Origin of the sequence: Bacillus sp. TE8-1, from assembly GCF_008368855.1 — a bacterium.
Classification (GTDB): Bacteria; Bacillota; Bacilli; order Bacillales; family Bacillaceae_G; genus Bacillus_A; species Bacillus_A cereus.
Genome location: NZ_QPET01000003.1, coordinates 168,792 through 194,398, shown reverse-complemented (window position 1 = coordinate 194,398; position 25,607 = coordinate 168,792). Strand labels below are relative to the sequence as shown.

The window sequence follows — 25,607 nt, the reverse complement described above, 5'->3', positions numbered from 1 at the left end:
ACTGATAGTTAGAATCTATTACTTTGTTTCGTATGTTTTAATTTTTCCTACGCGGTTTTCGTGACGACCACCTTCATAATCAGTTGTTAACCAGATTTTCGCGATATCACGCGCTAGACCAGCACCAATTACACGCTCTCCCATTGCTAGCATGTTAGTGTCATTATGCTCTCTCGTCGCTTTCGCGCTGAAAGTATCATGAACTAACGCACAACGGATACCATTTACTTTGTTTGCTGCGATTGACATACCAATGCCTGTCCCACAAACTAAAATACCACGATCTACTTCACCATTCGCTACCATTTCAGCTGCTGGAAACGCAAAGTCAGGGTAATCAACAGAACCAGCTTCACATTCACAACCTAAATCAATATATTCAATATTTAACTCTTCTAATAAACTTACAAGTTCTTTGCGGATATTCATACCGCCGTGATCAGATGCTATTACTACTTTCATTTTTACCCCTCCAAAGTTTCAATCAATTATCTTCATTTCACACTCGCTACCTCATATAGGAAGAAGTGATCTCCAATATCGTATTATACACGAAACATCAACCTACTGAATGTTTTTTCAGTAAAGTTTGTACAAGTTTTTCCATCTCATCTAACGTTTCTTTATAAATAGAAAGCGAGCCTCCAAATGGATCTGAAATGTCCTTGCCTATACCTTCAGTTAATCCATATAACGTATTTAATTTCTTTTCAACGCTCGGATAATGCCCAAGTACAATTTGCTTATGGTTTTCTGTCATCGTTACGACAATATCAGCCCAATCAAGCAAAGTTTCATTTACTTGCTGCGCCGCATGATCAATTGAAATTCCTTTTTCAGCTAAAGCTTCCTTCGCATGTACCGATGCATCGCTCCCAGGATAGGCGAAAACACCAGCAGATTGCACTTCAAACTTATCTCCTCCGTGATGACGAAGCAACGCCTCAGCCATTGGACTACGACATGTATTGCCAGTACAAACAAATAACACTCGTTTCATTCAAACCCACCCCTATATTCGATTTCTTATCATTCATCATAACTTACATTAGAATAGAACAAAAGAAATGTGAATATACAAAAGGCGCATTTCTCTTATATTTTTTCTAAGAAAAATGCGCCTTATCCACATATATGTGAAACCCTATTTCCAAGTGCCTAGAGTATTTTAACATACATACTGAACACGCAACAAAAATAAGGAATCCATTTCATACGAAACGGATTCCTCTTATATTGCAATTATTTCATTGTAACTTTCATTACTTCTGTTGAACCTTTTGTAGCTGCTACGCCTACAGTTGTCTTAATAGACTCAGCTGCATCTGTGTTTGTAATAACAATTGGAGTAATTGTGCTTTTCGCTTTTTCACGGATTAATTCTAAGTCGAATGAGATTAATTTATCTCCAGCTTTTACAGCTTGGCCTTCAGAAACGTGAGCTTCGAAACCTTCGCCTTCCATTTTTACAGTTTCTAATCCAACGTGGATTAAAATTTCTGTACCGTTTTTCGCTTTAATTCCGATAGCATGTTTTGTGTGGAATAATTGTACGATTTCACCATCAACTGGAGATACAACTACACCTTCAGTAGGATCAATTGCAACACCGTCACCCATCATACGACCAGCAAATACTGGATCTGGTACTTCTTCAATATTTTTCACTGCTCCAGTTAATGGAGCTACGATTGTTTCTTCATTTGTTTTTGAACCAAGACCGAATAATTTTTTAAACATAGGATAGTCCTCCTTATAATTTACCTAAAAGTTTATAGGGCAATCCCTAGTAAAGCTCGGGATACATGTAAGACTTCATACTTCGAATATTATACTGTAAAAACGCTTTCGAAATAAATTACGTCATTACTAATAGACTCTTATTGTAGCGCTTCACAAAATTCCAGTCAATTCTGATTGTCTGAATAACAATTAGAAGTTAACTTCTATTTATATTTTCTCTTTTTTCGCCCAACTTGTCTAGAGGTCTTTACTACATTTTATTTTTTGTTGTTAATTTGTAAAATTTAATTCAAACTTTTTTCAAAATCTACTTGACTATAGTAAGTAACTATTTTATTATTACTTACATAAGGTAAGTTAATAACTTTTAGGAGGTTTTTAAAAATGATGGATTTCGGTCTACTTATTATTCGTCTTATTATAGGAATTACATTCATGGGTCATGGCGCTCAAAAATTATTTGGTTGGTTCGGCGGTTACGGTTTAAAAGGAACAGGTGGCTGGATGGAGTCAATCGGTTTACGTCCTGGTGTATTTATGGCATTTATGGCTGGCGCAACTGAATTACTAGGTGGTTTCTTATTCGCATCAGGTATTTTCATTGTAGTTGGTTCATTATTTATCGTTGGAACAATGTTAATGGCTATCTTCACTGTTCACGGAAAAAATGGTTACTGGGTAACACAAAACGGATATGAATATAACTTAATGTTAATCGCTGTTGCTGTTGGTGTAGCTTTAATCGGACCTGGCGCATACGTTTTACTTTAATTTTTATCTCAAATTTGAGATTCTTGAAAAAGAACTTACTTCATTACAATTGAAGTAAGTTCTTTTTATGAAACAAAATATTATTTCCAGCAGGATTTTCTCATCGTTATCTTGTAAACAAACAATAAGTATTCATATTTAGAAAGGGGATTACAAGCATGTTATCCATTAATCCAAATGAACAAACTGAAAAAGATAATTACAAATTACTTACTGGAAGTATCATCCCTCGTCCTGTCGCATTCGTTACTTCTGTAACAAAAGAAGGTGTACTAAACGGAGCACCATATAGTTATTTCAATATTGTCGCTGCTAATCCACCACTTATCTCAGTATCTGTACAACGAAAAGCAGGAGAAAGAAAGGACACTTCCCGAAACGCAATTGAAAAAGGAGAATTTGTCGTACATATTTCTGACGAATCATATGTAGCAGCAATTAACGAAACAGCAGCTAACCTCCCGCCAAATGAAAGTGAAATTGAACTAGCAAAACTAACACCAATTGAAAGTGAAGTCATCTCCGTTCCAGGTGTAAAAGAAGCAAATATTCGAATGGAATGCGTATTAGAACGTGCAATTCCACTTGGTGGAACGGAAGACTCACCAGCTTGTGATCTACTAATTGGACGCGTCGTTCGTTTCCACATTGCCGAACATCTATATGAAAAAGGGCGCATTCACGCCGAAGGACTCAAACCAATAAGCCGCCTAGCAGGACACAACTATGCAAAATTAGGAGAACAATTTGAATTGGTTAGGCCAGTTTAAAAGTGGAAGTGGCTCGCTCAGAATCGCAGGGCATTGGAGCTCTCGACCTTGAAGCGCTTTTTGCTTCATGCGAGAGAGCGAAATGACCGGAGATTCTAGCCACTGGAGCTAGATATATTTAAAAGCAATGGGGCTAGATTCCTCCCATCACTCAAATATAAAATCCCCTGCTTTTTAGCAGGGGATTTTATCATTGTAATTCTTCCTTCTTTTCCTCTAAAGTAGGCATTTTCTCTTTTTTCGGCTTCCCTAGCTTAATTACGAAGAAGTATAGGGAAAGCAATGTAATAAGAAAAACAATTAAAAACGGGTACGGAGAGTAAAAGGCACGCGCCGCCTCAGTCTTTCCCGCAACAAATTTCAATGACTCAATATCTAAAAACTCAGCAAACATTTGTACACCGAGCATACTAAACCAAAAAACAAAAAAACTAATAATAATACCAAAAACTTGCTTCAATCTCGTCATTCATCTCATCCTTTCTATATCTGTAATTTTTAGCGTAATAAATATAGTACAAACAAAATATTCACAGAAAGGAACTATCTCACCATTCACGAATTAACTTAATCCAACCTAACATCGAAATTTGCAAAATAATACCCCAAATTATAAGTCTTCTTAGCCATCGAGGAAAGAAGGTTAAAAATTTAACATACCATTCCAATAGCTTGTTCATAATTCCCTCCTACATAAAATTATATAGGAAAAAGGATATATAATCCAAACCCAACCAAAATGATACCACCTACTATCTCACCGTATGTACCGAGCATATCTTTCGCATGTCTCCCAATTAATAAACCAATCCACGCTAATAACATGCTAACAAATCCAAACAGTAAAATCGTAATAATTGTCTGTGCCCCATAAATACCAAGACTAAGCCCTACTGAGAAACTATCTATACTGACGCCAAATGCAAATACGAATAAACTAATTCCAATAGGGGCAGTTCTAGTCTCTTCATTTTGTAAAATGGTCGAATATACAATATAAAACCCTAGTCCGATTAATAAAATAGCACCCGCAAAATGTGCGATATCTCCATATTTCTCTGATAAAAAACGACCTAGTACCATTCCTATAAACGGCATAATAATATGAAATATCCCTATCGTCATACCAATATACAGGATTTGTCTTAACTTTAGGGGCATCATCCCCATACCAAGACTCACCGAGAACGCATCCATCCCTAAGGCGAATGCCATAATTATTAAAGGTATTAGCTGTTCAAACGTCATTCATGCCCCTCCTTGGACGTGCTACTTCACAATATGCTTATCCAAGGAGAAATATTCTGTTTGCTAATCTTACCTTATCATTCAATAATAATATGATGTCCTGCCGCTTTTGTTAAACGATTCATAATTGCATTCCCTATTCCTTCATTAGGGAATGACTCACTAAAAATAACATCCACTTCACTTGCATCAAATGTTCTAAGTACATCATATAATTTAGTCGCAACGCTAGCTAAGTCACTTCTAACACCACAAGATAATATAACATCTGCACTATATACATACTGGTACTCTTCTGTCGTTAATACGCCTACTTTAAATCCTTCTTTCTTCTTCTCATCCACAAGATGCTGAATAAACTCACGTGAGCCCTCAACAATACTAAGTGGTGCTTTCGGCGCATAATGTGTGTATTTCATTCCAGGCGATTTCGGTTTTTCCTTCTCATCCTTTAAAGCTGGATCTAAAGAAACAGTACCTATCACCGCTTCTAATTGTTCTTTCGTAATCCCACCTGGACGTAATATTGTTGGAACCGTGCTTGTACAATCAATTACAGTTGATTCAACGCCTACTCCAGTTGCACCACCATCAACAATACCTGCAATCTTCCCATTCAAATCTTCATATACGTGAGAAGCTAATGTTGGACTTGGACGCCCTGAACGATTCGCACTTGGTGCCGCAACAGGTACATTCGCCTCTTCAATAAGAGCAAGTGCAATTGGATGATCAGGCATTCTTACTCCAACCGTATTAAGTCCTGCCGTCACCTTCTCTGAAATTCCTTCTTTTCTCGGCAAAATAATTGTTAATGGTCCTGGCCAAAAATGCGCCATTAACTTCTCTGCAACTGGTGGAATTTCTTTCACAATCCCATCTAACTGAGATTTTGTACCTATGTGGACAATGAGTGGATTATCACTCGGTCTTCCTTTCGCTTCGAAAATTTTCGCGATTGCTTCATCATCCATCGCGTTTGCCCCTAACCCATATACTGTTTCCGTAGGGAAAGCAACCGCCTCATTTTCTCTTAATAATTTTGCTGCTTCTTGTAACTGTGGATAATATTTTTTTCTTTCCACAACATTATCCACAACCCACATATTTGTATGCATTTTTTTCCACGTCCTTTTCTAGCCTTAAATACTTGTCTATTTTTAGTTTACTATGAGATTTATCCAAAAGACAAACAAGGTTTATCCACAAAATGTGGATAAACCTAATTAATCCGTGGATAACTTTGTGAATAGCTGACAATTTAGTATTATTGCATTCTGCTCTTTTATATTTTTACAAAAATGTTCTAGCTGTTGAATTCCCTCTGGAACCTCATCCTTTTCTATAGTAAAAAAGTCAAAGAACTGAAAGATCGGTACAGATTGTGGATGATTTGTTAGTAAGTACAATTGTTGAACACTTTTTTCTTTCATATACTGCAAAAACATTTCAAAAAAATATAAGAAAGTCTGTTTATCCACATGAGGTGTGAATAAACAAGAACGAATAAGTACATCTTCCCCACTTTGTTCATAACCAATTACAGCTCGTATTTCTTCCGCCTCTTCCAAAATCATAAATTGTGCGTACAACTCATTTATTTTATCATCTTTTTTATTAGCTTGTCCGAAAAAAGAATGTAATCTTTCCACATCTGCTTTCGTAGCAAAATACACTTTCTTCATAATAAATCCCTCCTCATTTTTATATATGAGGAGGGATTTATTAATAGTACTATTTAGAGAATAAAGATGTAAAAGCTTCTACAATAAACAATTTAACTTCTGGCTTTTTTTCTTCCTCTTCTACTTTTACATACTCATTTTGCTTTTCTTGTTTTTTCTCCACAGGTTTCTCCACTTTTTCCACATTTTTTGTTTCTTCTTTACTTACAGGCTGCTCTTCGACTTTTGTTTCATTTTTCACTACTTTCTTTTCAGAAGCTGTTACTTTTTTTACTGCTTCCCGCTTTACAACTTTCGTTTCTTTTACCTTATCCACTTTATTCTCTTCTGTATCTACTACTTCCTCATCTAGTTGTACCTGCTCCTCTTCAGGAGATTCCGCCTTCACAACGTGCTCTTCTTTTCTTACAGCTGTCCCGCTCGAAAAATCTAAGAAACACATCGGTGGAAATAATACACACCACCAGTTTGCCCCTTCACCTTCCCCAATTGTAATTAAGACTGCTTCATATTCCCCTGCCGGATAAATAAAATTCCCATATACCTTTGTAGGAAACTTTACATTCTTACTAAATTTCACTTGAAATGAATCTTTACTTCCTTCTCTTTTTAACGTATTTTCCACCGTTTTCTCGATTTCTGGAATATGACTTTGAATTACTTTGCGTGCCTCTTCAAATGAAGTTAAATCCGCTACCCATCCATCAATTTGTGCTTTTACTTCATCACGCACTTTACGCTTCAATGCCTGGTCTTTATCTGAATCACTATTTGCTAAAATTCGTAATCGAACGGCCTCTTTCGGAATAACTGAAGGCCCTTTCGCATCAGCTTTCATATATCCAAACTGCACAAGTAACTGTGCACCAATTAATAGTATAAGAAGATAAGCAATAACTTGTTTTTTCATTTCCTCCACCGTCCCTTCTACAAACAGTGTGGACAGACTTTCATCTTTCTAAACTATTAAATTCAAAATCTATATGAATTTTCCCACAAAAAAATAGAGTAAGGTGTGAACCTTACTCCATCTCTGCAAATACCATACGATCTTTTCCGTTAATATCGAAAACAACCTCAACATGAGCATGTGGAAAAGCTTGTTGTAACAATCTTTTTACATCCTCACCTTGTCCTACTCCAATTTCAAACGCCACAATCGCTTTCTTCTGCAACACATTCGGCAATTCTTCCATAAAACGGCGATAGAAATCTAATCCGTCTTCACCACCAACAAGTGCTCTCTTCGGCTCATGCTCTTTCACAACAGGAGAAAGACCACGCCAATCCTCTTCCGGTATATATGGAGGATTTGAAACAACAACATCTAGCTTTTGACCCGTTTTATGAAATGGTGACAATAAATCACCGTGATAGAACGTTACTTCTGCACCTAAAGCTTTTGCATTTTCTTTTGCAACTTCAATCGACTCTTGTGCAATATCTACTGTATACACATGAAGATTTTTATTTTCTAAAGCAAGCGTAATAGAAATCGCTCCACTACCTGTACCTATATCTGCTACATGTAGTTTCTCATCACCAAAATGGCGCTCGATTCTTTCTAATACTCCCACTATAAGCTCTTCTGTTTCCGGCCTTGGTATTAATACTTCTTCATTCACAAAGAAAGACCGTCCATAAAACATTTCATAACCAATCATATATTGAATAGGAATACCTTCTACATGCTTATGGATAAACTCCGTAAAGCTTTTCTCTTGTTCCTCAGTTATTTCTTCACGCATATTCATAAGTAATCCTGTTCTGTTCACCTTTAATACATGACAAAGGACAATTTCTCCCGCATTTTCATCTCGTCCATTTTCCTGTAAAAAAGAAGAAGCCCATTTCAGGGCTTCATAGACACGCATTACTCAGCTGCCTCCATCTTTTGAGCCTGATCTTCCATCACTAAGGCATTGATGAAATCATCTAACTTACCTTGTAAGATTTGATCTAGCTTTTGAATCGTTAAACCGATTCGATGGTCTGTAACACGGTTTTGCGGGAAGTTATACGTACGAATACGCTCTGAACGATCTCCCGTACCAACAGCTTGTTTACGGTTTTGATCATACTCAGCTTGCGCTTCTTGTCTAAACTTATCATAAACACGTGCGCGTAATACTTTCATCGCTTTTTCTTTATTCTTGATCTGTGATTTCTCATCCTGACAAGATACAACTACACCAGTCGGTAAATGCGTTAAACGCACCGCTGACATCGTTGTATTAACGCTCTGTCCACCAGGTCCACTAGAAGCGAATGTATCAACACGAACATCTTTCTCGTGAATATCAATTTCTACTTCTTCTGCCTCTGGTAATACAGCTACAGTTGCTGTAGATGTATGAATACGTCCACCAGATTCCGTTTCAGGAACACGTTGTACACGGTGAGCACCATTCTCGAATTTCAGCTTCGCGAAAGCACCTTTACCATTAATCATAAAGATAATCTCTTTATATCCACCTAACTCTGTATAGCTAGCCTCAATAATCTCCGTTTTCCAGCCCTGTACCTCAGCGTAACGGCTATACATACGGTATAAGTCACCAGCAAATAAAGCTGCCTCGTCTCCACCAGCAGCTCCACGAACCTCAACGATAACGTTCTTATCATCATTAGGGTCTTTTGGAACAAGTAAAATTTTCAGACGCTCTGATAATGTTTTATCTTGTGATTCTAACTCAGAAACTTCTTCTTTTACCATTTCACGCATTTCTGCGTCTAACTTATCTTCTAACATTGCTTTCGCATCTTTTAATTGCTCACGAACATCCTTATACTCACGATACACCTCTACCGTTTCCTGTATATCAGACTGTTCCTTTGAATATTCACGAAGCTTATTTGAATCACTAATAATCGCTGGATCACTTAACAATTCATTTAACTTCTCATAACGATTTTCTACAGCTTGCAAACGATCTAACACATCATTCACCTCTACATCCTAGTATCTAATACAAATAGTATATGGTACTTACTCAAAAAAACGCAAATTATATTTAAAAGTGGTGGTGGCTTGTTCAGCTCTGACCAGCTAAGGTTCTTTCGACCTAAAGGTGCTTTTTACCTTTCGGGCGGAAGGTTCTTAGATGCGAAGAGCTAGCCACCAGAACTAGATATATTTAAAAGCGCAAGCGGCTCGCTCAGAATCGCAGGCCATTAGAGCTCTCGACCTTGAAGCGCTTTTTGCTTCGAGCGAGAGAGCGAAATGGCCGGAGATTCTAGCCGCTGGAGCTAGATAATATATTTAAAAGTGGCGGTGGCTCTTTCAGCTCTGACCAACTAAGGTTCTTTCGACCTAAAGGTGCTTTTTACCTTTCGGGCGGAAGGTTCTTAGATGCGAAGAGCTAGCCACCGGAACTAGATATATTTAAAAGCGTAAGCGGCTCACACCGCTCATTCTCTCTATTTTGAAAAAAACCCGCCTTGCGCAGCGAGTTTTACTTATCTTTGTTTGCAGGTACTGCATGACAATGACGACAACGTGGTTCATACGATTCTGAAGCTCCAACTAAAATAATTGGATCATCAAATGCCGCTGGTTCTCCATCAATTAATCGTTGTGTACGACTTGCTGGAGATCCACATACAGAACATACTGCTTGTAGTTTTGTCACATGTTCAGCAATCGCCATCAGCTGAGGAACTTGTCCAAATGGTAGACCACGGAAATCTTGGTCTAAACCAGCTACAATGACACGATAGCCACGATTTGCCAATACTTGCACCACTTCCACAATGTCCCCATCAAAAAATTGCACCTCATCGATTGCAATAACATCCAGCTCTTCTGTAATATGTTCAAATATATCCTTTGAAGCTGAAACAGGAACTGCTTTTACCTTTAATCCGTTATGTGATACAACATCTTCTTCACTATATCGATTATCAATACATGGTTTAAATACAATTGCATGTTGTTTTGCAAATTGCGTACGGCGCACACGGCGGATTAGCTCTTCTGACTTGCCAGAAAACATACTACCGCAAATCACTTCAATCCAGCCATTTTGATTTATTAAGTACATGAAGCTCTCCTTTCATCTACTTTTCAGTTAAAAGTAGGGTAAAGGTATAATATTTTCGCAAAAAAAACAGACAAGCGAATACATACACTTGCCTGTTTTATGTTTTTATTACTTAAGACCGTATTTCTTATTGAAGCGATCAACGCGTCCGTCTGCAGTAGCAAACTTCTGACGTCCAGTGTAGAATGGGTGAGAATCAGAACTGATCTCAACTTTTAGTAATGGATAAGTGTTACCATCTTCCCACTCAACAGTTTCGTTAGATCCTTTAGTAGATCCGCTTAAGAATTTGAAGCCTGTGTTTGTGTCCATGAATACAACTTTCTTGTAATCTGGGTGAATTCCTGCTTTCATTCTTTTCATCTCCTTCCGCCCTGAATCATTTTCGAAACAGAGTTTTTCATCTTCAGCTGCATACACAACTATATTGATGAAACACATATGATGAAATTATAACAAGGCTAACTTCATTTTGCAACTACCTGTTTTTGTCTTTTGAAATTAAAAGTGTAGACGGCTCGTTTAGCTCTGACTGGCTAAGGTTCTCTCGCACAAAAGGTGCTTTTTACCTTTAGTGCGGGAGGTTCTTAGACACGAAGAGCTAGCCGTCGGAACTAGATACAATTTAAAAGCAGAAGCGGCTCGCTCAGAATGGGAGGGGGGATGGAGCTTCTGACGTAGAGGTGCTTTTTACCTCGTAGGAAGACGCGAAGCCACCGACCATTCTAGCCGCTGGAGCTGGTATTATCTTAAAAGTGGAGGTGGCTCGCTCAGCTCTGACCAGTTAAGGTTCTTTCGCCCTAAAGGTGCTTTTTACCTTTCGGGCGGAAGGTTCTTAGATGCGAAGAGCTAGCCACCGGAACTGGATATCATTTAAAAGCAGAAGCGGCTCGTTCAGAATCCAGGACACTTCGAACTCTCGACCTTGAAGCGCTTTTTGCTTCATGCGAGAGAGTGAAATGACCGGAGATTTTAGCCGCTGGAGGGAGCTCATCCAGCTCTGACTGGCTAAGGTTCTTTCACTTATCTCTCTCTTTAATATCACCTAAACAGCATAAAAAACTCGCTTACTATAAAATAAGCGAGTCCTGATTTTTTTCCCTTTACTTAGTTGTTACATACCTTTTCGAGTCTGCAACAATGTTTTGTAAAAACTCTTCATTTGTCTTCGTTTGACGAAGCTTACGTAAGAAACTTTCAACAAAGTCTGGTGTATCACGCATTGTCTTACGAATGCCCCATAACTTGTCTAAATGTTCTTTTGGAATTAATAGATCTTCTTTACGTGTACCAGAACGACGAATATCAATCGCTGGGAAGATACGACGTTCAGCTAATGAACGATCTAAGTGAAGTTCCATATTTCCAGTTCCTTTAAATTCCTCGTAAATAACATCGTCCATACGTGATCCTGTATCAACAAGGGCTGTTGCTAAAATTGTTAAGCTACCGCCTTCTTCAATATTACGTGCAGCTCCAAAGAAACGCTTCGGTCTATGGAAGGCAGCTGGATCGATACCACCTGATAATGTTCTACCACTTGGTGGAATAACGAGGTTGTAAGCTCGAGCTAAACGGGTAATACTATCCATTAAAATGATAACATCTTTCTTGTGCTCTACAAGACGCATCGCACGTTCTAACACAAGCTCAGCTACTTTAATATGATTTTCTGGTACTTCATCAAAAGTAGAACTTACAACATCTCCTTTAACAGAACGTTCAATGTCTGTTACTTCCTCTGGACGCTCATCAATTAAAAGTACAATTAGTTCTGCTTCCGGATGATTTGTTGTAACACTGTGCGCGATTTCTTTTAATAGACTTGTTTTACCAGCCTTTGGAGGCGCAACAATTAAACCACGTTGTCCAAATCCAACTGGTGCGATTAAATCCATGATGCGTGTCGGTAACTTTTTCGGTTCCGTTTCCAATTTCATTTGGCGATCTGGGTATAATGGTGTTAATGCAGGGAAATGCACACGCTCTTTTGCTGAATCTGGATCATCTCCGTTTACAGCTTCAACTTGTAATAACCCAAAATAGCGTTCATTTTCTTTCGGAGGTCGTACTTTACCAGAAACCTTATCTCCATTACGTAAATCGAAACGACGAATTTGCGAAGCTGAGATATAAATATCTTCTGAGCTTGGAGAATAGTTGATAGGACGTAGGAATCCAAATCCTTCTGATTGAATAATTTCTAATACGCCTTCCATGAAAAAGAAACCTTCTTTTTCTGCTCGAGCTTTCAAAATAGAAAAAATCAGCTCTTTTTTCGTTAACTTGCTATAATACGAAATCTTAAATTCTTTCGCAAGCTCGTATAACTCTTTTAATTTCATGTTTTCTAATGCTGCAATTGACAAATTCATTCAGACACCACACTTTAACGTTATTCTCTTTTTTCATGGGTAAAGGGAAAAAATACGGAAGGCAAATAATTAATAATGAAAGGCAATAAGTTCAAGTAGGGTAATATTCACTATTGTAACCCTTTTATCTAGTTTTAATCAATACGTTGGAACACAAATACAAGAAGCGAAGACAAGAAAATTTGTCTTCGCTTCTTATTTAATTTAGTTCCAGCTCCGATAGTTAGAAAGATCGACCATTTTAACCTTTCTGAAGGAGCTGCTTACGCTTTTTATTTAATAACCAAGTTTGGTTTTTTATTCAAGCTATGACGTCCATCCACGAAGCGAACTGTGCCTGATTTTGCGCGCATAACAAGGGATTGCGTTGTTCCTACGCTACCTTTAAATTGAACACCGCGTAATAGTTCTCCATCTGTTACGCCTGTTGCTGCAAAGATTGCATCGTCACCTTTTACTAAGTCCTCCATGCGAAGGATACGATTAATGTCTTCTATGCCCATTTTTTTACAACGTGCTAATTCAGCTTCGTTTTGTGGCAATAGTTTTCCGTGAATTTCTCCACCTAAACATTTTAAAGCAACTGCTGCTAATACACCTTCAGGTGCTCCACCAGACCCAAATAAAATATCTACACCTGTACGATCAAACGCTGTATTAATCGCTCCAGCTACATCTCCATCATTAATCAATTTAATGCGCGCACCAGCTTTACGAATTTCTTCGATAATTTCTTGATGACGTGGACGATTTAAAACTGTCGCTACAACATCTTCAATATCTTTATTTTTCGCTTTCGCAACTGCACGTAAGTTATCAATAATAGGCGCATCAATGTCGACCGCCCCAACTGCTTCTGGGCCAACCGCGATTTTATCCATGTACATGTCAGGGGCATGTAACAAATTACCGTGGTCTGCAATTGCAATGACAGCAAGAGCATTCCAGCCACCAGCTGCTACGATGTTTGTCCCTTCTAAAGGATCAACCGCAACGTCTACACGTGGTCCATATCCTGTACCTAATTTCTCTCCGATATATAGCATTGGTGCTTCATCCATCTCACCTTCACCAATTACAACTGTACCTTTCATCGGAATTGTATCAAATACATCACGCATAGCTGATGTTGCTGCACCGTCTGCCTCATCCTTTTTCCCGCGCCCCATCCAACGCGCTGATGATAAAGCTGCAGCCTCTGTTACACGTACTAACTCCATAGATAAACTTCTTTCCACGATAATCCCTCTCCTTTAAGCCTTTATATTTCTGCCGTATTTTATGAACCGTGTTTTTCTATAAAGTGTACTTCCGCAAGTAGTGATGCTTCGCTTCCCCCTTGCGGAAGTATCACTTATGCGTTCTTCATTTCTTCAATTTCTTGCTTTGTCATTTGTTCTCGCCAAATGTTTGCACCAAGCCCTTTAAGCTTGTCCACTATATTCTCATAACCTCGATCAATATGCTCAAGTCCTGTTACTTCTGTAATTCCATCTGCCATTAACCCTGCAATAACAAGTGCCGCTCCTGCTCGTAAATCACTCGCCTTCACTTTTGCACCTTGCAGTAACACAGGACCAGTTACAATTGCCGAACGACCCTCTACTTTAATTTGAGCATTCATACGACGTAATTCATCAATGTGTTTGAAACGGGCACCGTAAATTGTATCTGTTACAACTCCCGTCCCGTGTGCCTTTGTTAAAAGCGTCGTAAACGGCTGTTGTAAATCCGTTGGAAAACCTGGATATACAAGCGTTTTGATATCAACTACTTTTAACTTTCTATTACCGTTCACCGTAATTTGATCATCGTTCGTTTCAACTTGAACACCAGCTTCTCTTAGCTTTGCAGTAACTGATTCTAAATGCTGAGGAATAACGTTATCAACCGTTACTTCTCCTCCTGATGCAGCTCCTAGAATCATATACGTACCAGCTTCAATACGATCTGGAATGATAGTATGGTGACAACCATGTAAAGAGTCAACACCATCTATTCGGATTACATCAGTACCAGCACCTTTAATACGTGCTCCCATGCTTGTTAACAATGTAGCTACATCAATGATCTCAGGCTCTTTCGCTGCATTTTCAATAACAGTTCTACCTTTCGCTCGTACAGCTGCTAGCATAATATTAATCGTAGCTCCTACACTAACAACATCTAAATAAATACGTGCCCCGCGTAGCTCATCTGCTCTTAAATAGATGGCACCTTGTTCATTCGTAACATGTGCACCTAGCGCTTCAAACCCTTTAATATGCTGATCAATCGGCCTCGGTCCTAAATGACATCCACCCGGAAGCCCAATAACAGCTTTTTTAAAACGGCCAAGCATTGCACCCATTAAATAATAAGAAGCGCGCAATTTTTTCACTTTTCCATTCGGCAAAGGCATTGCAACCATGTTAGAAGGATCGACTACCATCTCTTCCTCCTGTCCATAAGTTACTTTCCCTCCAATTTCCTCTAGTAAGTCTCCTAACATTTTCACGTCCGAAATATTAGGGACACCACCAATAGTTACTGGAGTATCTGCTAAAATTGTCGCTGGAATTAATGCAACGGCACTGTTCTTTGCACCACTTACTCGAATTGTTCCATTTAAAGCTCTTCCGCCTTCAATTAGCAATTTTTCCATATTGAGCTCCCTTCTTGTGAATGTATTTACTTTCTATCTTTTTATAGAAAGCTCCCCTTAAGAATCTCAATTACTCTTTCCATCCCAAAACTCAATAAATAGGAAACCATTATCTTCATTTCTCCTGTAGCACGAATAGATAAAGATCAACTATTCATCGAATTCACTTTATCAATTTAGATACGTTATCACATTTATTAATAGGACTATGCACATTATTTTCTATTTAAAAACCAAAAATGATAAAATCTTTAGACTTGTTCACGCTTTCATTATACAACGAAAGGAAACCGTCTAAAAGACTAGACGGTTTCCAAAACGGAATTTTATTCTTACGCTTTACCGTTAGAACCGAATTCGCGAATTTTACCAATAACAGTTGCTTTGATAGCGTCGCGGCCAGGTCCGATAAATTTACGAGGATCGTAAACTTCTTGGTCTTTGTTTAATACTTCACGAACAGCTTTTGTAAACTCGATTTGGTTCTCAGTGTTTACGTTGATTTTTGAAGTACCTAAAGAGATAGCTTTTTCGATATCAGCAGTTGGGATACCAGTACCACCATGTAATACTAAAGGTACGCCAGTGAAGTCACGAACTTGTTCCATTTCAGCGAATCCTAAGTTAGGCTCACCTTTGTAAGGACCGTGTACAGAACCTAAAGCTGGAGCTAGGCAATCGATACCTGTTGCTTCAACAAGGTGCTTACACTCTGCTGGGTCAGCGTAAATTACGCCTTCAGCGATTACGTCGTCTTCTTGTCCGCCAACTGTTCCAAGCTCAGCTTCAACAGATACGTTACGAGCGTGTGCGTATTCTACTACTTGTTTAGTAGTTTCAACGTTTTCTTCGAATGGGTGGTGAGAAGCGTCGATCATTACAGATGTGAAACCTGCATCAATTGCTTCTTTACATTTTTCGAAGCTTGAACCATGGTCAAGGTGAATCGCTACAGGAACAGTGATGTTCATTTCTTCGATTAAAGCTTTAACCATAGCTACAACTGTTTTGAAACCAGTCATATGACGAGCTGCACCCTCAGATACACCTAGGATTACAGGAGATTTTTCTTCTTCCGCAGCAGCTAAGATAGCTTGAGTCCACTCTAAGTTGTTCATGTTGAATTGACCAACTGCGTATTTTCCTTCTAGTGCTTTGTTTAGCATTTCTTTCATAGAAACTAAAGGCATGGTGAATCCTCCTAAAAAACGTTTTTTGTATCCGATAAGTTCTTATCGCTGGTAGTATGACCAGAATAAGGTAAAATATGTATATCTACATACCGGACTTTTTTCTACACTCAATAGGATAACAACTTGTACTCAAAAACTCAACCGTATTCACCTGCACAATAGTCCATGTAAACGCTTTTTTCCATATTTTTTATAAAAAATTCATTTTTACGCCTCTACAGCGAGCTCATTTCTCACAGCTTGACGAATTTCATCAATATCAAATGGTTTAGCAAAATGCATTAAAGCTCCTAAATCTTTTGCTTCTTGGATCATATCAAGCTCTCCATAAGCAGTCATTAAAATTACTTTAATACTCTCATCAATTTCTTTTACATGCTTTAAAATCTCTATACCATCCATGCCTGGAATTTTCATATCTAACACTACTAAATCTGGATTATCTTTTTTCACGATATCTAAAGCTTGAAATCCATTCGCTGCTTGGAATGTCTGATAACCTTCTTTTTGGAACACTTCATGTAATAACACACGAATCCCATATTGATCATCAACGATTAAAATTTTACCTTCCATAATTCCCAACCTTTCTGTGTAAGTACAAGATTTAAAGCTTCTTATATCTTAACGATTTATTTTCGCTATTCTTTGGCAAATTCCTTCCTATTCTTTCTTATTTTACCGTTTCCTATTTTGTTATGCTACCCTACGATTTCACCTTTCTAAAAAAATAAATTATAATGAAAGCCGGCAAACACGTACGAAGGGAGTAACATTATGTTAAAAATTTTTTCAACTCAATTAAGTGGTTATTTCTCCAGAGTTTCTCAAAAAGAAGAAATGAATATAGAAGATAGCGCTCGTTTACTTGCTCAAGCACTAGTTGGCGATGGTTTCATTTATTTACATGGTACAAATGAAATGGAGGGCGTTGTTGCCGAGGCACTATTCGGTGCTGAACCAATGAAGCAAGCAAAACGCTTATTTGAAAATGGTAAAGAAGTAGAAGTAACTTCTGCAGATCGTGTACTTCTTATTAGCCGTTTTTCAACAGATGAAGCGGTTGTAGAAATTGCAAAAAAACTACAAGAAGAGGGACACTCTATTGTCGGCATTTCTGCTCTTCAAGAAGGTACGGAATCACTCGAACGATATACAGACGTACATATTGATACAAAACTGTTAAAAGGTCTTATTCCAGACGATGAAGGTAATCGCTACGGATTCCCAAGTTTAATGGTAGCTTTATTTGCTTATCACGGAATCAAATTTACAATCGATGAAATGTTAAATGAATATTAAAAAAAGCGCCTTATTTCAGGCGCTTTTTTTATTACTTGCTCTCTTTATTCGTAATAGAAGCTCTTACGAAGTCATGGAACAATGGTTGTGGACGGTTTGGACGAGAAACAAGTTCTGGGTGGAACTGTGCTGCCACGAACCAAGGGTGGTCTTTTAATTCAATGATTTCAACTAGACGGCCGTCTGGGCTTGTACCAGAGAATACAAATCCTTCTTTTTCCATATCAGGACGGAACTGGTTGTTGAACTCATAACGATGACGATGACGCTCATATACAACCGGCTCATTATAAGCATTGTAAGCATTTGTTTCTTCAGCAAGCTTACATGGGTATAGACCAAGACGAAGTGTACCACCTAGGTCCTCTACATCTTTTTGTTCTGGTAATAAGTCGATGATTGCATATGGTGTGTCAGGGTTGATTTCAGAAGAGTTAGCACCTTCTAAACCTAATACATTACGTGCGAATTCGATTGATGCAAGTTGCATACCTAAGCAAATTCCTAAGAATGGAACTTTGTTTTCACGAGCATATTGAATCGCAACGATTTTACCTTCTACACCACGATCGCCGAAGCCACCTGGTACAAGGATACCATCTGTATCGCCAACTAATTCTTTTACGTTTTCTGCTGTTACATGCTCAGCATTTACCCATTTTACTTCTACATCTGTGTCGAATGAGTAACCAGCATGACGAAGTGCTTCTACAACAGAAATATAAGCATCTTGAAGTTCTACATATTTACCAACAAGAGCGATTTTTGTTTTCTTAGAAAGATTACGCACTTTGTTAACTAGCGCAGTCCACTCTGTCATATCTGCAGCTGGATTGTCTAATTTTAAGTGATCACAAACGATTTGGTCCATGTTTTGTTCTTGAAGAGATAATGGAACCGCATATAAAGTATCTGCATCGCGAGCTTCGATAACTGCTTTTGTATCGATGTCACAGAATAATGCAAGCTTGTCTTTCATATCTTGAGAAACAGGCATTTCTGTACGAACAACGATAATGTTTGGTTGAATACCTAAGCTACGAAGTTCTTTAACACTATGTTGTGTTGGTTTTGTCTTCATTTCACCCGCTGCTTTTAAGTACGGGATTAACGTACAGTGAATGTACATTACATTGTCACGACCGATGTCGCTCTTAATTTGACGGATTGCTTCTAAGAATGGTAGAGACTCGATATCACCAACAGTTCCACCGATTTCTGTAATAACAACATCCGCATTTGTTTCACGGCCAGAACGATATACGCGCTCTTTAATTTCGTTAGTAATGTGAGGAATAACTTGAACTGTTCCTCCTAAATATTCACCGCGACGCTCTTTTTGAAGAACTGAAGAGTAAATTTTACCTGTTGTTACGTTGCTGTATTTGTTTAAGTTAATGTCGATGAAACGCTCATAGTGACCAAGGTCTAAGTCAGTTTCAGCGCCATCATCTGTTACGAATACCTCACCGTGTTGGTATGGGCTCATAGTCCCTGGGTCTACGTTAATGTATGGATCAAACTTTTGAATCGTTACGTTTAAACCACGATTTTTTAAAAGTCTTCCAAGAGATGCTGCTGTAATACCTTTTCCTAAAGACGATACTACACCGCCTGTTACAAAAATATACTTAGTCATGAAAAAGCTCCCTTCTATTTTGCTGTTATATAATCACCGTTGCAAAGCGCAACGTATGTAGATAACACTGTATCCATCTTATTGTTAGACTCTTTTTATTTTCTAAACAAAAAACAAAAAAGAAAATTGCTCCCCTCATCACAAAAAGTAATAAGTAGGGAGCAATTTTCTTTTATATTTACACTTTAAAAGTATTATCGTCCTTTTTTAAAGAGCCCAAAAATGATTCTACATGGACGATAATGAAAAGTCAAGAACTACAGTTCTTCCTCTTCTTCTTCTTCAGTTTCATCATACTCAAGTTCTTCTTCAGCGAAGTCGTCGTCATCTTCGTCTAAATCATCAAGATCGTCGTCATCTCCGTCTTCTTCTTCAAGAACCTTGTCCAAATCTTCTACATCGTCTTCATCTTCACTTACGTCTGCATCGTCGAAGTCATCTTCGTCTTCTTCAATGTAGTCGTCAAAACCGTCTTCTTCAACTTTACGTTTCTTCTTCGGTTTTGGTTGAGGCAAGATTTCTTCATCAATTTGCTCATATGGGTACCAGCTGCGTAGTCCCCAACGATTTTCTCCTAAATTAATGAAACGTCCATCGATGTTTAAGTCTGTATAAAATTGTGCGATTTTCGCATTAACTTGCTCTTGAGATAGTCCCAGCACTTGAGCGATTTCTTGAACCAACTCGTTGAATGTCGTTGCTTGTTTTTTATCCCCTAAAACGCTATGTACAACTTCAATCATTGAACATTCTTTTAGCTCTTCTGGTGAATATTGCTTAAAATCCACTTATGCGGCACTTCCTTTCATCAAATATAACCTTATATATAACGGCCTGCTTAAAAAAATCCATACTATTCATTATAAACAAAAGTCGCACAAATATGCTACAAAAAAAACGGGAAACTTTTATAGGGTAGTAAAATTATAATTTGTCTGTTCCTTATTTCGGAAGCATATGGGCCCCTTGCAATACATACCTAATTTGCATTTCTGTATATTCTTCGAGCGTATACAGTTTTTGCAGCGCCCAGCGTCTAAATCCCCACATCTGTCCTTGTATAAAAATATTATGCGCAAGAAGCTGTATTTCTTTTTTATTTAATGTAAATGTTCCATTTTCCGTACACTGTTCTAAAATATTCTCGAACATTCCTACCATTTGAAACTCCTTTTCTAATACATACGGAAGTGATTCTTTCGGTAAAAAGCGTACCTCTTGATACATTATCAATACTTCTTCCTGTAATTCGTCCATCACTTTAAAGTAATTCGTTATTGCTATCTTTAAACTTTCTATACTCCCTTTTTCTGTACACACTACTTCCTCTAATCTTTCTTTTACATGTTCATATATACTATCACAAACTAAATATAAAACATCATCTTTGGTACGAATGTACTCATAAAGTGTCCCTATACTAAACCCAGCCGCTTTTGCAATCTCTCTCGTTGTTGTACGCGGAAATCCTTTTTGTTTAAACAGTTGCACCGCACCTTTAATCATTTGTTCACGTCTTAACGCAACTAATTTTTCATCTTTCACCGATGCATGCACATTATGTTTAACCATTCTCTTCACCTCTCTCTATTATTTTTTGGAAGGAAAAAGCGTAGGAAAATACCTACGCTTTCGTTCCTACTTCGTTAACATACGAGAAATTACAAGCCTCTGAATCTCTTGTGTTCCTTCATATATTTGTGTAATCTTTGCATCTCGCATATAACGCTCTACTGGATAATCTTTCGTATAACCGTAACCACCAAATACTTGCACCGCTTCAGTCGTCACCTTCATCGCTGCATCGCCTGCAAATACTTTTGACATCGCTGATTCTTTTCCATACGGAAGCCCTTCTGATTCAAGCCAAGCCGCTTGATATGTTAAAAGGCGTGCTGCTTCTACATCTGTTGCCATATCCGCAAGTTTAAAGCCAATCCCTTGCTGCGCCGCAATTGGTTTTCCAAACTGATGGCGCTCCCTTGCATATTCTACAGAAGCATCTAAAGCTCCTTGTGCAATCCCAACAGCTTGCGCCGCAATACCGTTACGACCTCCATCTAATGTTTGCATCGCAACTTTAAACCCTTGCCCCTCTCCTCCAAGTAGATTCTCTACAGGAATACGGCAATCTTCAAAAATAATTTCAGTCGTTGGTGAAGAGCGAATCCCTAGCTTGCTCTCCTTCTTTCCAACTGAAAATCCCGGTGTATCACTTTCTACAATAAATGCACTCGTACCGCGCTGCTTCGATTCAGGATCAGTTAGCGCAAAAACAACATAAATATCAGCAATACCGCCATTTGTAATGAAAATTTTTGATCCATTTAAAATATAATGATCGCCATCTCTCTTTGCGATTGTCTTCATTCCACCAGCATCCGATCCAGATCCTGGTTCCGTTAAGCCATATGCACCAATTTTCTTCCCTTCAGCCATCGGCCGTAAAAACTTTTGCTTTTGCTCTTCTGTCCCAAATTTAAAAATTGGCCATCCCGCAAGTGAAGTATGCGCAGACAGTGTTACACCTGTTGAAGCACAAACGCGAGATAATTCTTCAATAGCGATTACGTATGCTAAGTAATCGCTTCCAATTCCACCGTACTCTTCAGGCCATGGAATACCAGTTAAACCAAGCTCTGCCATTTGATCAAATAACTCTCGATCAAATCGCTCTTCTTCATCACGCTCAGCTGCTGTTGGTGCCACTTCATTTTTAGCAAAATCTCGAACCATTTTTCTTATCATTTCATGTTCTTCTGATAGTTTAAAATGCATCTCCGTCTCCCCCTCGCCCTTTTATAAAGCACGGCTAATAACAAGTTTCTGTATTTCACTTGTTCCTTCATATATTTGCGTAATTTTCGCATCACGGAAAAATCGTTCTACTGGATAGTCTTTCGTATAACCGTAACCACCAAATACTTGCACCGCCTCAATCGCGACTTCAACCGCTGTCTTAGAAGCAAATAATTTCGCAATAGATGCTTCTTTACCGCATGGTAATCCTTGTGCCCTAAGAGATGCCGCTCTATATACGAGTAACCTTGCTGCCTCGACACTTGTTGCCATATCTGCAAGCTTGAAGCCAATCCCTTGCTGCGCCGCAATTGGCTTCCCGAATTGCTCTCTTTCTTTTGCATAATCAATTGCACAGCCAAGCGCCGCTTCAGCAATTCCTAAAGCCTGCGCACCGATTCCAATTCGCCCAACATCTAAATTCGCCATCGCCACTTTGAATCCTTGTCCTTCTTCCCCAAGTAAATTCTCAGCTGGCACTTTCATATCTTCAAAAGTAAGTTGTACTGTACGAGAACCGAGAAGTCCCATCTTATGTTCATCTTTTCCAATGATTAAACCAGGTGTATCTTTCTCTACTATAAATGCAGAAATACCACTTTTTCCTGCCTCTGGATTTGTAGAAGCGAATACAATGTATGTACTTGCTTCACCACCATTTGTAATAAACACTTTCGATCCATTAATAATATAATGATCACCTTTTTTCACAGCTCTTGATTTCAAACTCCCTGCATCTGATCCTGCATTTGGCTCTGTTAAAGCAAATGCACCTAAATATTCCCCGGTTGCAAGTTTAGAAACATATTTTTTCTTCTGTTCTTCTGTTCCAAAATATAAAATCGGATTCATTCCAACTGACGTATGTACAGCTAAAATTACACCAACTGTTGCACTTACCTTTGAGATTTCCTCAATTGCTAGAATGTAAGAAATAAAGTCCATTTCTGCCCCGCCGTATTTTGCAGGCGCTGGAATACCCATTAATCCAAGCTCACCCATCTTTTGCAAAATCTCTTTCGGGAACACCCCTTGTTCCATACTAGGAACAAAGGGAGCTATTTCCTTCTGTGCAAAATCCCGAACCATTTTCCTCATCATTTGCTGCTCTTCATTAAAACGAAAGTTCATATATTCCGCCTCCATTTGCTATATATCCTTTAAATAATTTGGTAAGACCACTATGTTGTAACAAAGGGGGCATTTATTCGTAAACGTAGAATCCACGACCTGTTTTACGCCCTAACCATCCTGCATTCACATACTTACGTAATAATGGACATGGGCGATATTTACTATCTCCTAATCCTTCATGCAACACTTCCATAATGTATAAACACGTATCTAAACCGATAAAATCAGCGAGTGTCAAAGGCCCCATCGGATGGTTCATACCAAGCTTCATGACTTCATCAATTGCTTCTTTCGTCGCTACACCTTCATATAACGTATAAATTGCTTCGTTAATCATCGGTAGTAAAATGCGGTTTGATACAAAACCTGGGAAATCATTCACTTCAACTGGTACTTTCCCAATTTTTTTCGTAATATCTTCAATTGCTTCATACACCGCATCATCGGTAGCCAAACCACGAATAATCTCAACAAGCTTCATAACTGGAACTGGATTCATAAAGTGCATACCGATTACTTTTTCCGGACGCTTCGTTACCGCTGCAATTTCTGTAATTGGCAGAGATGACGTATTCGTCGCTAAAATTGCATGTTCTGGAGCAATTTCATCTAGATTCGCAAAGATTTTCTTTTTAATATCCATTTTCTCAACAGCTGCTTCAATAATAAGATCCGCTTCTTTCACACAATCTAAATCAAGCGTTACTGTAAGACGATTTAATGTCGCTTCCTTCTCTTCTTCCTTCATGCGTCCTTTTTCTACTTGGCGCGCTAAGTTTTTCGTAATGATAGCCATTCCTCTATCTAATTGCTCTTGCTTTAAATCTTGTACCTTCACGTCATATCCTGCCATTGCACATACTTGTGCAATTCCTGATCCCATTTGCCCTGCACCAATTACAACAATGTTTTGTACACCCATTTTTTCTTCCCCCTTAATTGTTAATAAATTTTATACCCTCGAACTTTAATTAGTGGACTTCAATCATCACTGCGTCCCCTTGACCGCCACCGCTACAAATCGAAGCAATTCCAATTCCGCCGCCGCGCTGCTTAAGTGCATGGATTAGTGTAACGATAATGCGCGCTCCGCTTGCTCCAATTGGATGTCCCATCGCTACCGCGCCGCCATTTACATTCAATTTTTCCGGATCAATTCCTGCGATTTCTGTACTTGCAATTGCTACCGCTGCAAATGCTTCATTAATCTCGAATAAATCGATGTCTTCAATTGTCTTTCCTGTTTTTTCAAGCAATGCGTTAATTGCATAACCTGGCGTTCTTGGGAAATCTTTAGATTCCACTGCAATTGCTGTATGCGCCAAAATTGTCGCTAATGGCTTTCTTCCTTCTTGCTTCGCTCTGTCTTCGCTCATTAATACAAGTGCGGCACCACCATCATTTAGTCCCGGCGCATTACCAGCTGTCACCGTCGCTGTCTTATCAAATACAGGTTTTAACTTTGCTAACTTTTCAATCGTTGTATCTTCACGTGGCGCCTCATCCTTTGCAACGACAATAGGATCGCCTTTTCTTTGCGGAATCGTTACTGGCACGATTTCCTCTTCAAAACGCCCTTCTTTATGCGCTGAAACCGCACGCTGATGGCTACGATATGCCCATTCATCTTGCGCTTCGCGAGAAATTCCATCTTCCTTCGCAACTTCTCCGCCATAAACGCCCATGTGTGTACCTGAAAATGCACATGTTAAACCGTCAGCAACGTTTAAATCAACAACTTCGTTATTGCCCATTCTGTATCCCCATCTTGCTCCGCGTAAAATGTAAGGACTGTTACTCATCGACTCCATACCGCCAGCTACAATTAGTGATTGATCGCCAGTACGAATAATCTGATCCGCCAACGTAACCGCACGAAGTCCTGATGCACAAACTTTATTCACTGTTTCCGTCTGCACTTCCCATGGGATTCCAGCAGCCCTTGCAGCTTGGCGCGATGGAATTTGCCCCTGTCCACCTTGAATAACCGTTCCAAATATAACTTCTTCAACATCACTAGCCGCAACATTTGCTCTTTCAAGCGCTGCTTTAATTGCAATTCCTCCAAGTTCCGCCGCTTTTACATCTTTTAAAGATCCTCCAAATTTTCCAACTGGTGTTCTTGCAGCACTTAAAATAACTGTTTTACTCATGTTTCTTTCCCCCATTTCATTTTTTAACACTGAGCGCTCGCTCGGTATCCCTACGTTGAGAAGAGGTGCAATCATTGCACCTCTTTCTAAAGTTGTATACATTCTTAC

The 25,607-nt window shown here is 38.7% G+C and carries 28 protein-coding genes; 3 read left to right on the top strand and 25 right to left on the bottom strand.

The window, feature by feature from the left end; translation table 11 throughout:
• Window positions 1–18: 18 nt before the first annotated feature.
• The 3 genes from rpiB to DN404_RS03195 form a co-directional block, all read right to left on the bottom strand.
• Window positions 19–462 carry a ribose 5-phosphate isomerase B gene (gene rpiB / locus DN404_RS03205; RefSeq protein ID WP_000869542.1) on the bottom strand — a complete coding sequence of 148 codons (444 nt, stop codon included), beginning with the start codon at window positions 460–462 and terminating at the stop codon, window positions 19–21.
• Window positions 463–559: 97 nt separating this feature from the next.
• Window positions 560–1,000: a low molecular weight protein arginine phosphatase gene (locus DN404_RS03200; protein ID WP_000832373.1), complete on the bottom strand. Its 441-nt coding sequence runs from the start codon at window positions 998–1,000 to the stop codon at window positions 560–562.
• Between the two features lie 242 nt (window positions 1,001–1,242).
• Window positions 1,243–1,740, bottom strand: a complete 498-nt coding sequence (locus tag DN404_RS03195) for a PTS sugar transporter subunit IIA (protein WP_000473665.1) — start codon at window positions 1,738–1,740, stop codon at window positions 1,243–1,245.
• Between the two features lie 387 nt (window positions 1,741–2,127).
• Here DN404_RS03195 and DN404_RS03190 point away from each other — a divergent pair, with 387 nt between their 5' ends.
• On the top strand, window positions 2,128–2,514 hold the full coding sequence (locus tag DN404_RS03190) for a DoxX family protein (RefSeq protein ID WP_000968616.1): 387 nt from the start codon (window positions 2,128–2,130) through the stop codon (window positions 2,512–2,514).
• Window positions 2,515–2,672: 158 nt separating this feature from the next.
• Entirely contained in the window at window positions 2,673–3,284 is a 612-nt protein-coding gene (locus DN404_RS03185) for a flavin reductase family protein (protein WP_149214717.1), read from the top strand.
• Between the two features lie 190 nt (window positions 3,285–3,474).
• On the opposite strand, the gene DN404_RS03180 is transcribed toward DN404_RS03185, so the two are convergent.
• The 15 genes from DN404_RS03180 to spo0F form a co-directional block, all read right to left on the bottom strand.
• Entirely contained in the window at window positions 3,475–3,753 is a 279-nt protein-coding gene (locus DN404_RS03180) for a DUF3935 domain-containing protein (RefSeq protein WP_000197472.1), read from the bottom strand.
• Between the two features lie 79 nt (window positions 3,754–3,832).
• Window positions 3,833–3,964, bottom strand: a complete 132-nt coding sequence (locus DN404_RS30865; protein ID WP_001037634.1) for a hypothetical protein — start codon at window positions 3,962–3,964, stop codon at window positions 3,833–3,835.
• Between the two features lie 19 nt (window positions 3,965–3,983).
• The gene (locus tag DN404_RS03175; RefSeq protein WP_000142475.1) at window positions 3,984–4,532 is read right to left on the bottom strand and encodes a manganese efflux pump MntP; all 549 of its coding nucleotides are present in this window, start codon (window positions 4,530–4,532) and stop codon (window positions 3,984–3,986) included.
• A gap of 77 nt (window positions 4,533–4,609) precedes the next feature.
• The gene (locus tag DN404_RS03170) at window positions 4,610–5,650 is read right to left on the bottom strand and encodes an L-threonylcarbamoyladenylate synthase (protein WP_000557354.1); all 1,041 of its coding nucleotides are present in this window, start codon (window positions 5,648–5,650) and stop codon (window positions 4,610–4,612) included.
• Between the two features lie 108 nt (window positions 5,651–5,758).
• The gene (locus DN404_RS03165; protein ID WP_000758437.1) at window positions 5,759–6,217 is read right to left on the bottom strand and encodes a GNAT family N-acetyltransferase; all 459 of its coding nucleotides are present in this window, start codon (window positions 6,215–6,217) and stop codon (window positions 5,759–5,761) included.
• 49 nt (window positions 6,218–6,266) lie between these two features.
• On the bottom strand, window positions 6,267–7,127 hold the full coding sequence (gene spoIIR, locus DN404_RS03160) for a stage II sporulation protein R (protein WP_048534681.1): 861 nt from the start codon (window positions 7,125–7,127) through the stop codon (window positions 6,267–6,269).
• 112 nt (window positions 7,128–7,239) lie between these two features.
• The gene (prmC, locus tag DN404_RS03155) at window positions 7,240–8,091 is read right to left on the bottom strand and encodes a peptide chain release factor N(5)-glutamine methyltransferase (RefSeq protein WP_001267065.1); all 852 of its coding nucleotides are present in this window, start codon (window positions 8,089–8,091) and stop codon (window positions 7,240–7,242) included.
• A complete protein-coding gene (prfA, locus tag DN404_RS03150) occupies window positions 8,091–9,158 on the bottom strand; it encodes a peptide chain release factor 1 (protein WP_000887064.1) in 1,068 nt (355 codons plus the stop codon). The genes prmC and prfA overlap by 1 nt, the downstream gene beginning before the upstream one ends.
• A 514-nt stretch (window positions 9,159–9,672) precedes the next feature.
• Window positions 9,673–10,260 carry a thymidine kinase gene (locus DN404_RS03145; RefSeq protein ID WP_000280859.1) on the bottom strand — a complete coding sequence of 196 codons (588 nt, stop codon included), beginning with the start codon at window positions 10,258–10,260 and terminating at the stop codon, window positions 9,673–9,675.
• A 108-nt stretch (window positions 10,261–10,368) separates the two neighbouring features.
• Window positions 10,369–10,614, bottom strand: a complete 246-nt coding sequence (locus tag DN404_RS03140; RefSeq protein WP_000643433.1) for a type B 50S ribosomal protein L31 — start codon at window positions 10,612–10,614, stop codon at window positions 10,369–10,371.
• 749 nt (window positions 10,615–11,363) lie between these two features.
• The gene (rho, locus tag DN404_RS03135) at window positions 11,364–12,635 is read right to left on the bottom strand and encodes a transcription termination factor Rho (protein WP_001053903.1); all 1,272 of its coding nucleotides are present in this window, start codon (window positions 12,633–12,635) and stop codon (window positions 11,364–11,366) included.
• A 272-nt stretch (window positions 12,636–12,907) separates the two neighbouring features.
• Window positions 12,908–13,873: a class II fructose-bisphosphatase gene (gene glpX, locus DN404_RS03130; RefSeq protein WP_000442340.1), complete on the bottom strand. Its 966-nt coding sequence runs from the start codon at window positions 13,871–13,873 to the stop codon at window positions 12,908–12,910.
• 116 nt (window positions 13,874–13,989) lie between these two features.
• Window positions 13,990–15,279, bottom strand: a complete 1,290-nt coding sequence (murA, locus tag DN404_RS03125; protein ID WP_000413254.1) for a UDP-N-acetylglucosamine 1-carboxyvinyltransferase — start codon at window positions 15,277–15,279, stop codon at window positions 13,990–13,992.
• Between the two features lie 332 nt (window positions 15,280–15,611).
• Window positions 15,612–16,469 carry a class II fructose-bisphosphate aldolase gene (locus DN404_RS03120; RefSeq protein WP_001131855.1) on the bottom strand — a complete coding sequence of 286 codons (858 nt, stop codon included), beginning with the start codon at window positions 16,467–16,469 and terminating at the stop codon, window positions 15,612–15,614.
• A 210-nt stretch (window positions 16,470–16,679) separates the two neighbouring features.
• Window positions 16,680–17,048: a sporulation initiation phosphotransferase Spo0F gene (spo0F, locus tag DN404_RS03115; RefSeq protein ID WP_000398594.1), complete on the bottom strand. Its 369-nt coding sequence runs from the start codon at window positions 17,046–17,048 to the stop codon at window positions 16,680–16,682.
• 201 nt (window positions 17,049–17,249) lie between these two features.
• On the opposite strand from spo0F, the gene DN404_RS03110 reads away from it, so the two are divergent.
• A complete protein-coding gene (locus DN404_RS03110; RefSeq protein ID WP_139848937.1) occupies window positions 17,250–17,774 on the top strand; it encodes a DUF2529 domain-containing protein in 525 nt (174 codons plus the stop codon).
• A 31-nt stretch (window positions 17,775–17,805) separates the two neighbouring features.
• Here the strand turns inward: DN404_RS03110 and pyrG are convergent, their stop codons facing one another.
• From pyrG to DN404_RS03075, 7 genes are all read right to left on the bottom strand, one after another.
• Window positions 17,806–19,413 (bottom strand): CTP synthase, encoded by a 1,608-nt coding sequence (gene pyrG, locus DN404_RS03105; RefSeq protein ID WP_000170460.1) that lies wholly within the window; start codon window positions 19,411–19,413, stop codon window positions 17,806–17,808.
• A gap of 257 nt (window positions 19,414–19,670) precedes the next feature.
• Window positions 19,671–20,201, bottom strand: coding sequence for a DNA-directed RNA polymerase subunit delta (rpoE, locus tag DN404_RS03100; RefSeq protein WP_000346280.1), 531 nt, complete (start codon window positions 20,199–20,201; stop codon window positions 19,671–19,673).
• 154 nt (window positions 20,202–20,355) lie between these two features.
• Complete coding sequence (locus DN404_RS03095) at window positions 20,356–20,985, bottom strand: TetR/AcrR family transcriptional regulator (RefSeq protein WP_000238599.1); 630 nt, start codon at window positions 20,983–20,985, stop codon at window positions 20,356–20,358.
• A 66-nt stretch (window positions 20,986–21,051) separates the two neighbouring features.
• A complete protein-coding gene (gene acdA / locus DN404_RS03090) occupies window positions 21,052–22,191 on the bottom strand; it encodes an acyl-CoA dehydrogenase AcdA (protein ID WP_049107313.1) in 1,140 nt (379 codons plus the stop codon).
• Between the two features lie 21 nt (window positions 22,192–22,212).
• Window positions 22,213–23,343, bottom strand: a complete 1,131-nt coding sequence (locus tag DN404_RS03085; RefSeq protein ID WP_001011179.1) for an acyl-CoA dehydrogenase — start codon at window positions 23,341–23,343, stop codon at window positions 22,213–22,215.
• A 73-nt stretch (window positions 23,344–23,416) separates the two neighbouring features.
• A complete protein-coding gene (locus DN404_RS03080) occupies window positions 23,417–24,268 on the bottom strand; it encodes a 3-hydroxybutyryl-CoA dehydrogenase (RefSeq protein ID WP_000538880.1) in 852 nt (283 codons plus the stop codon).
• 49 nt (window positions 24,269–24,317) lie between these two features.
• On the bottom strand, window positions 24,318–25,601 hold the full coding sequence (locus DN404_RS03075) for an acetyl-CoA C-acetyltransferase (RefSeq protein ID WP_149214716.1): 1,284 nt from the start codon (window positions 25,599–25,601) through the stop codon (window positions 24,318–24,320).
• Between the last annotated feature and the right edge of the window lie 6 nt (window positions 25,602–25,607).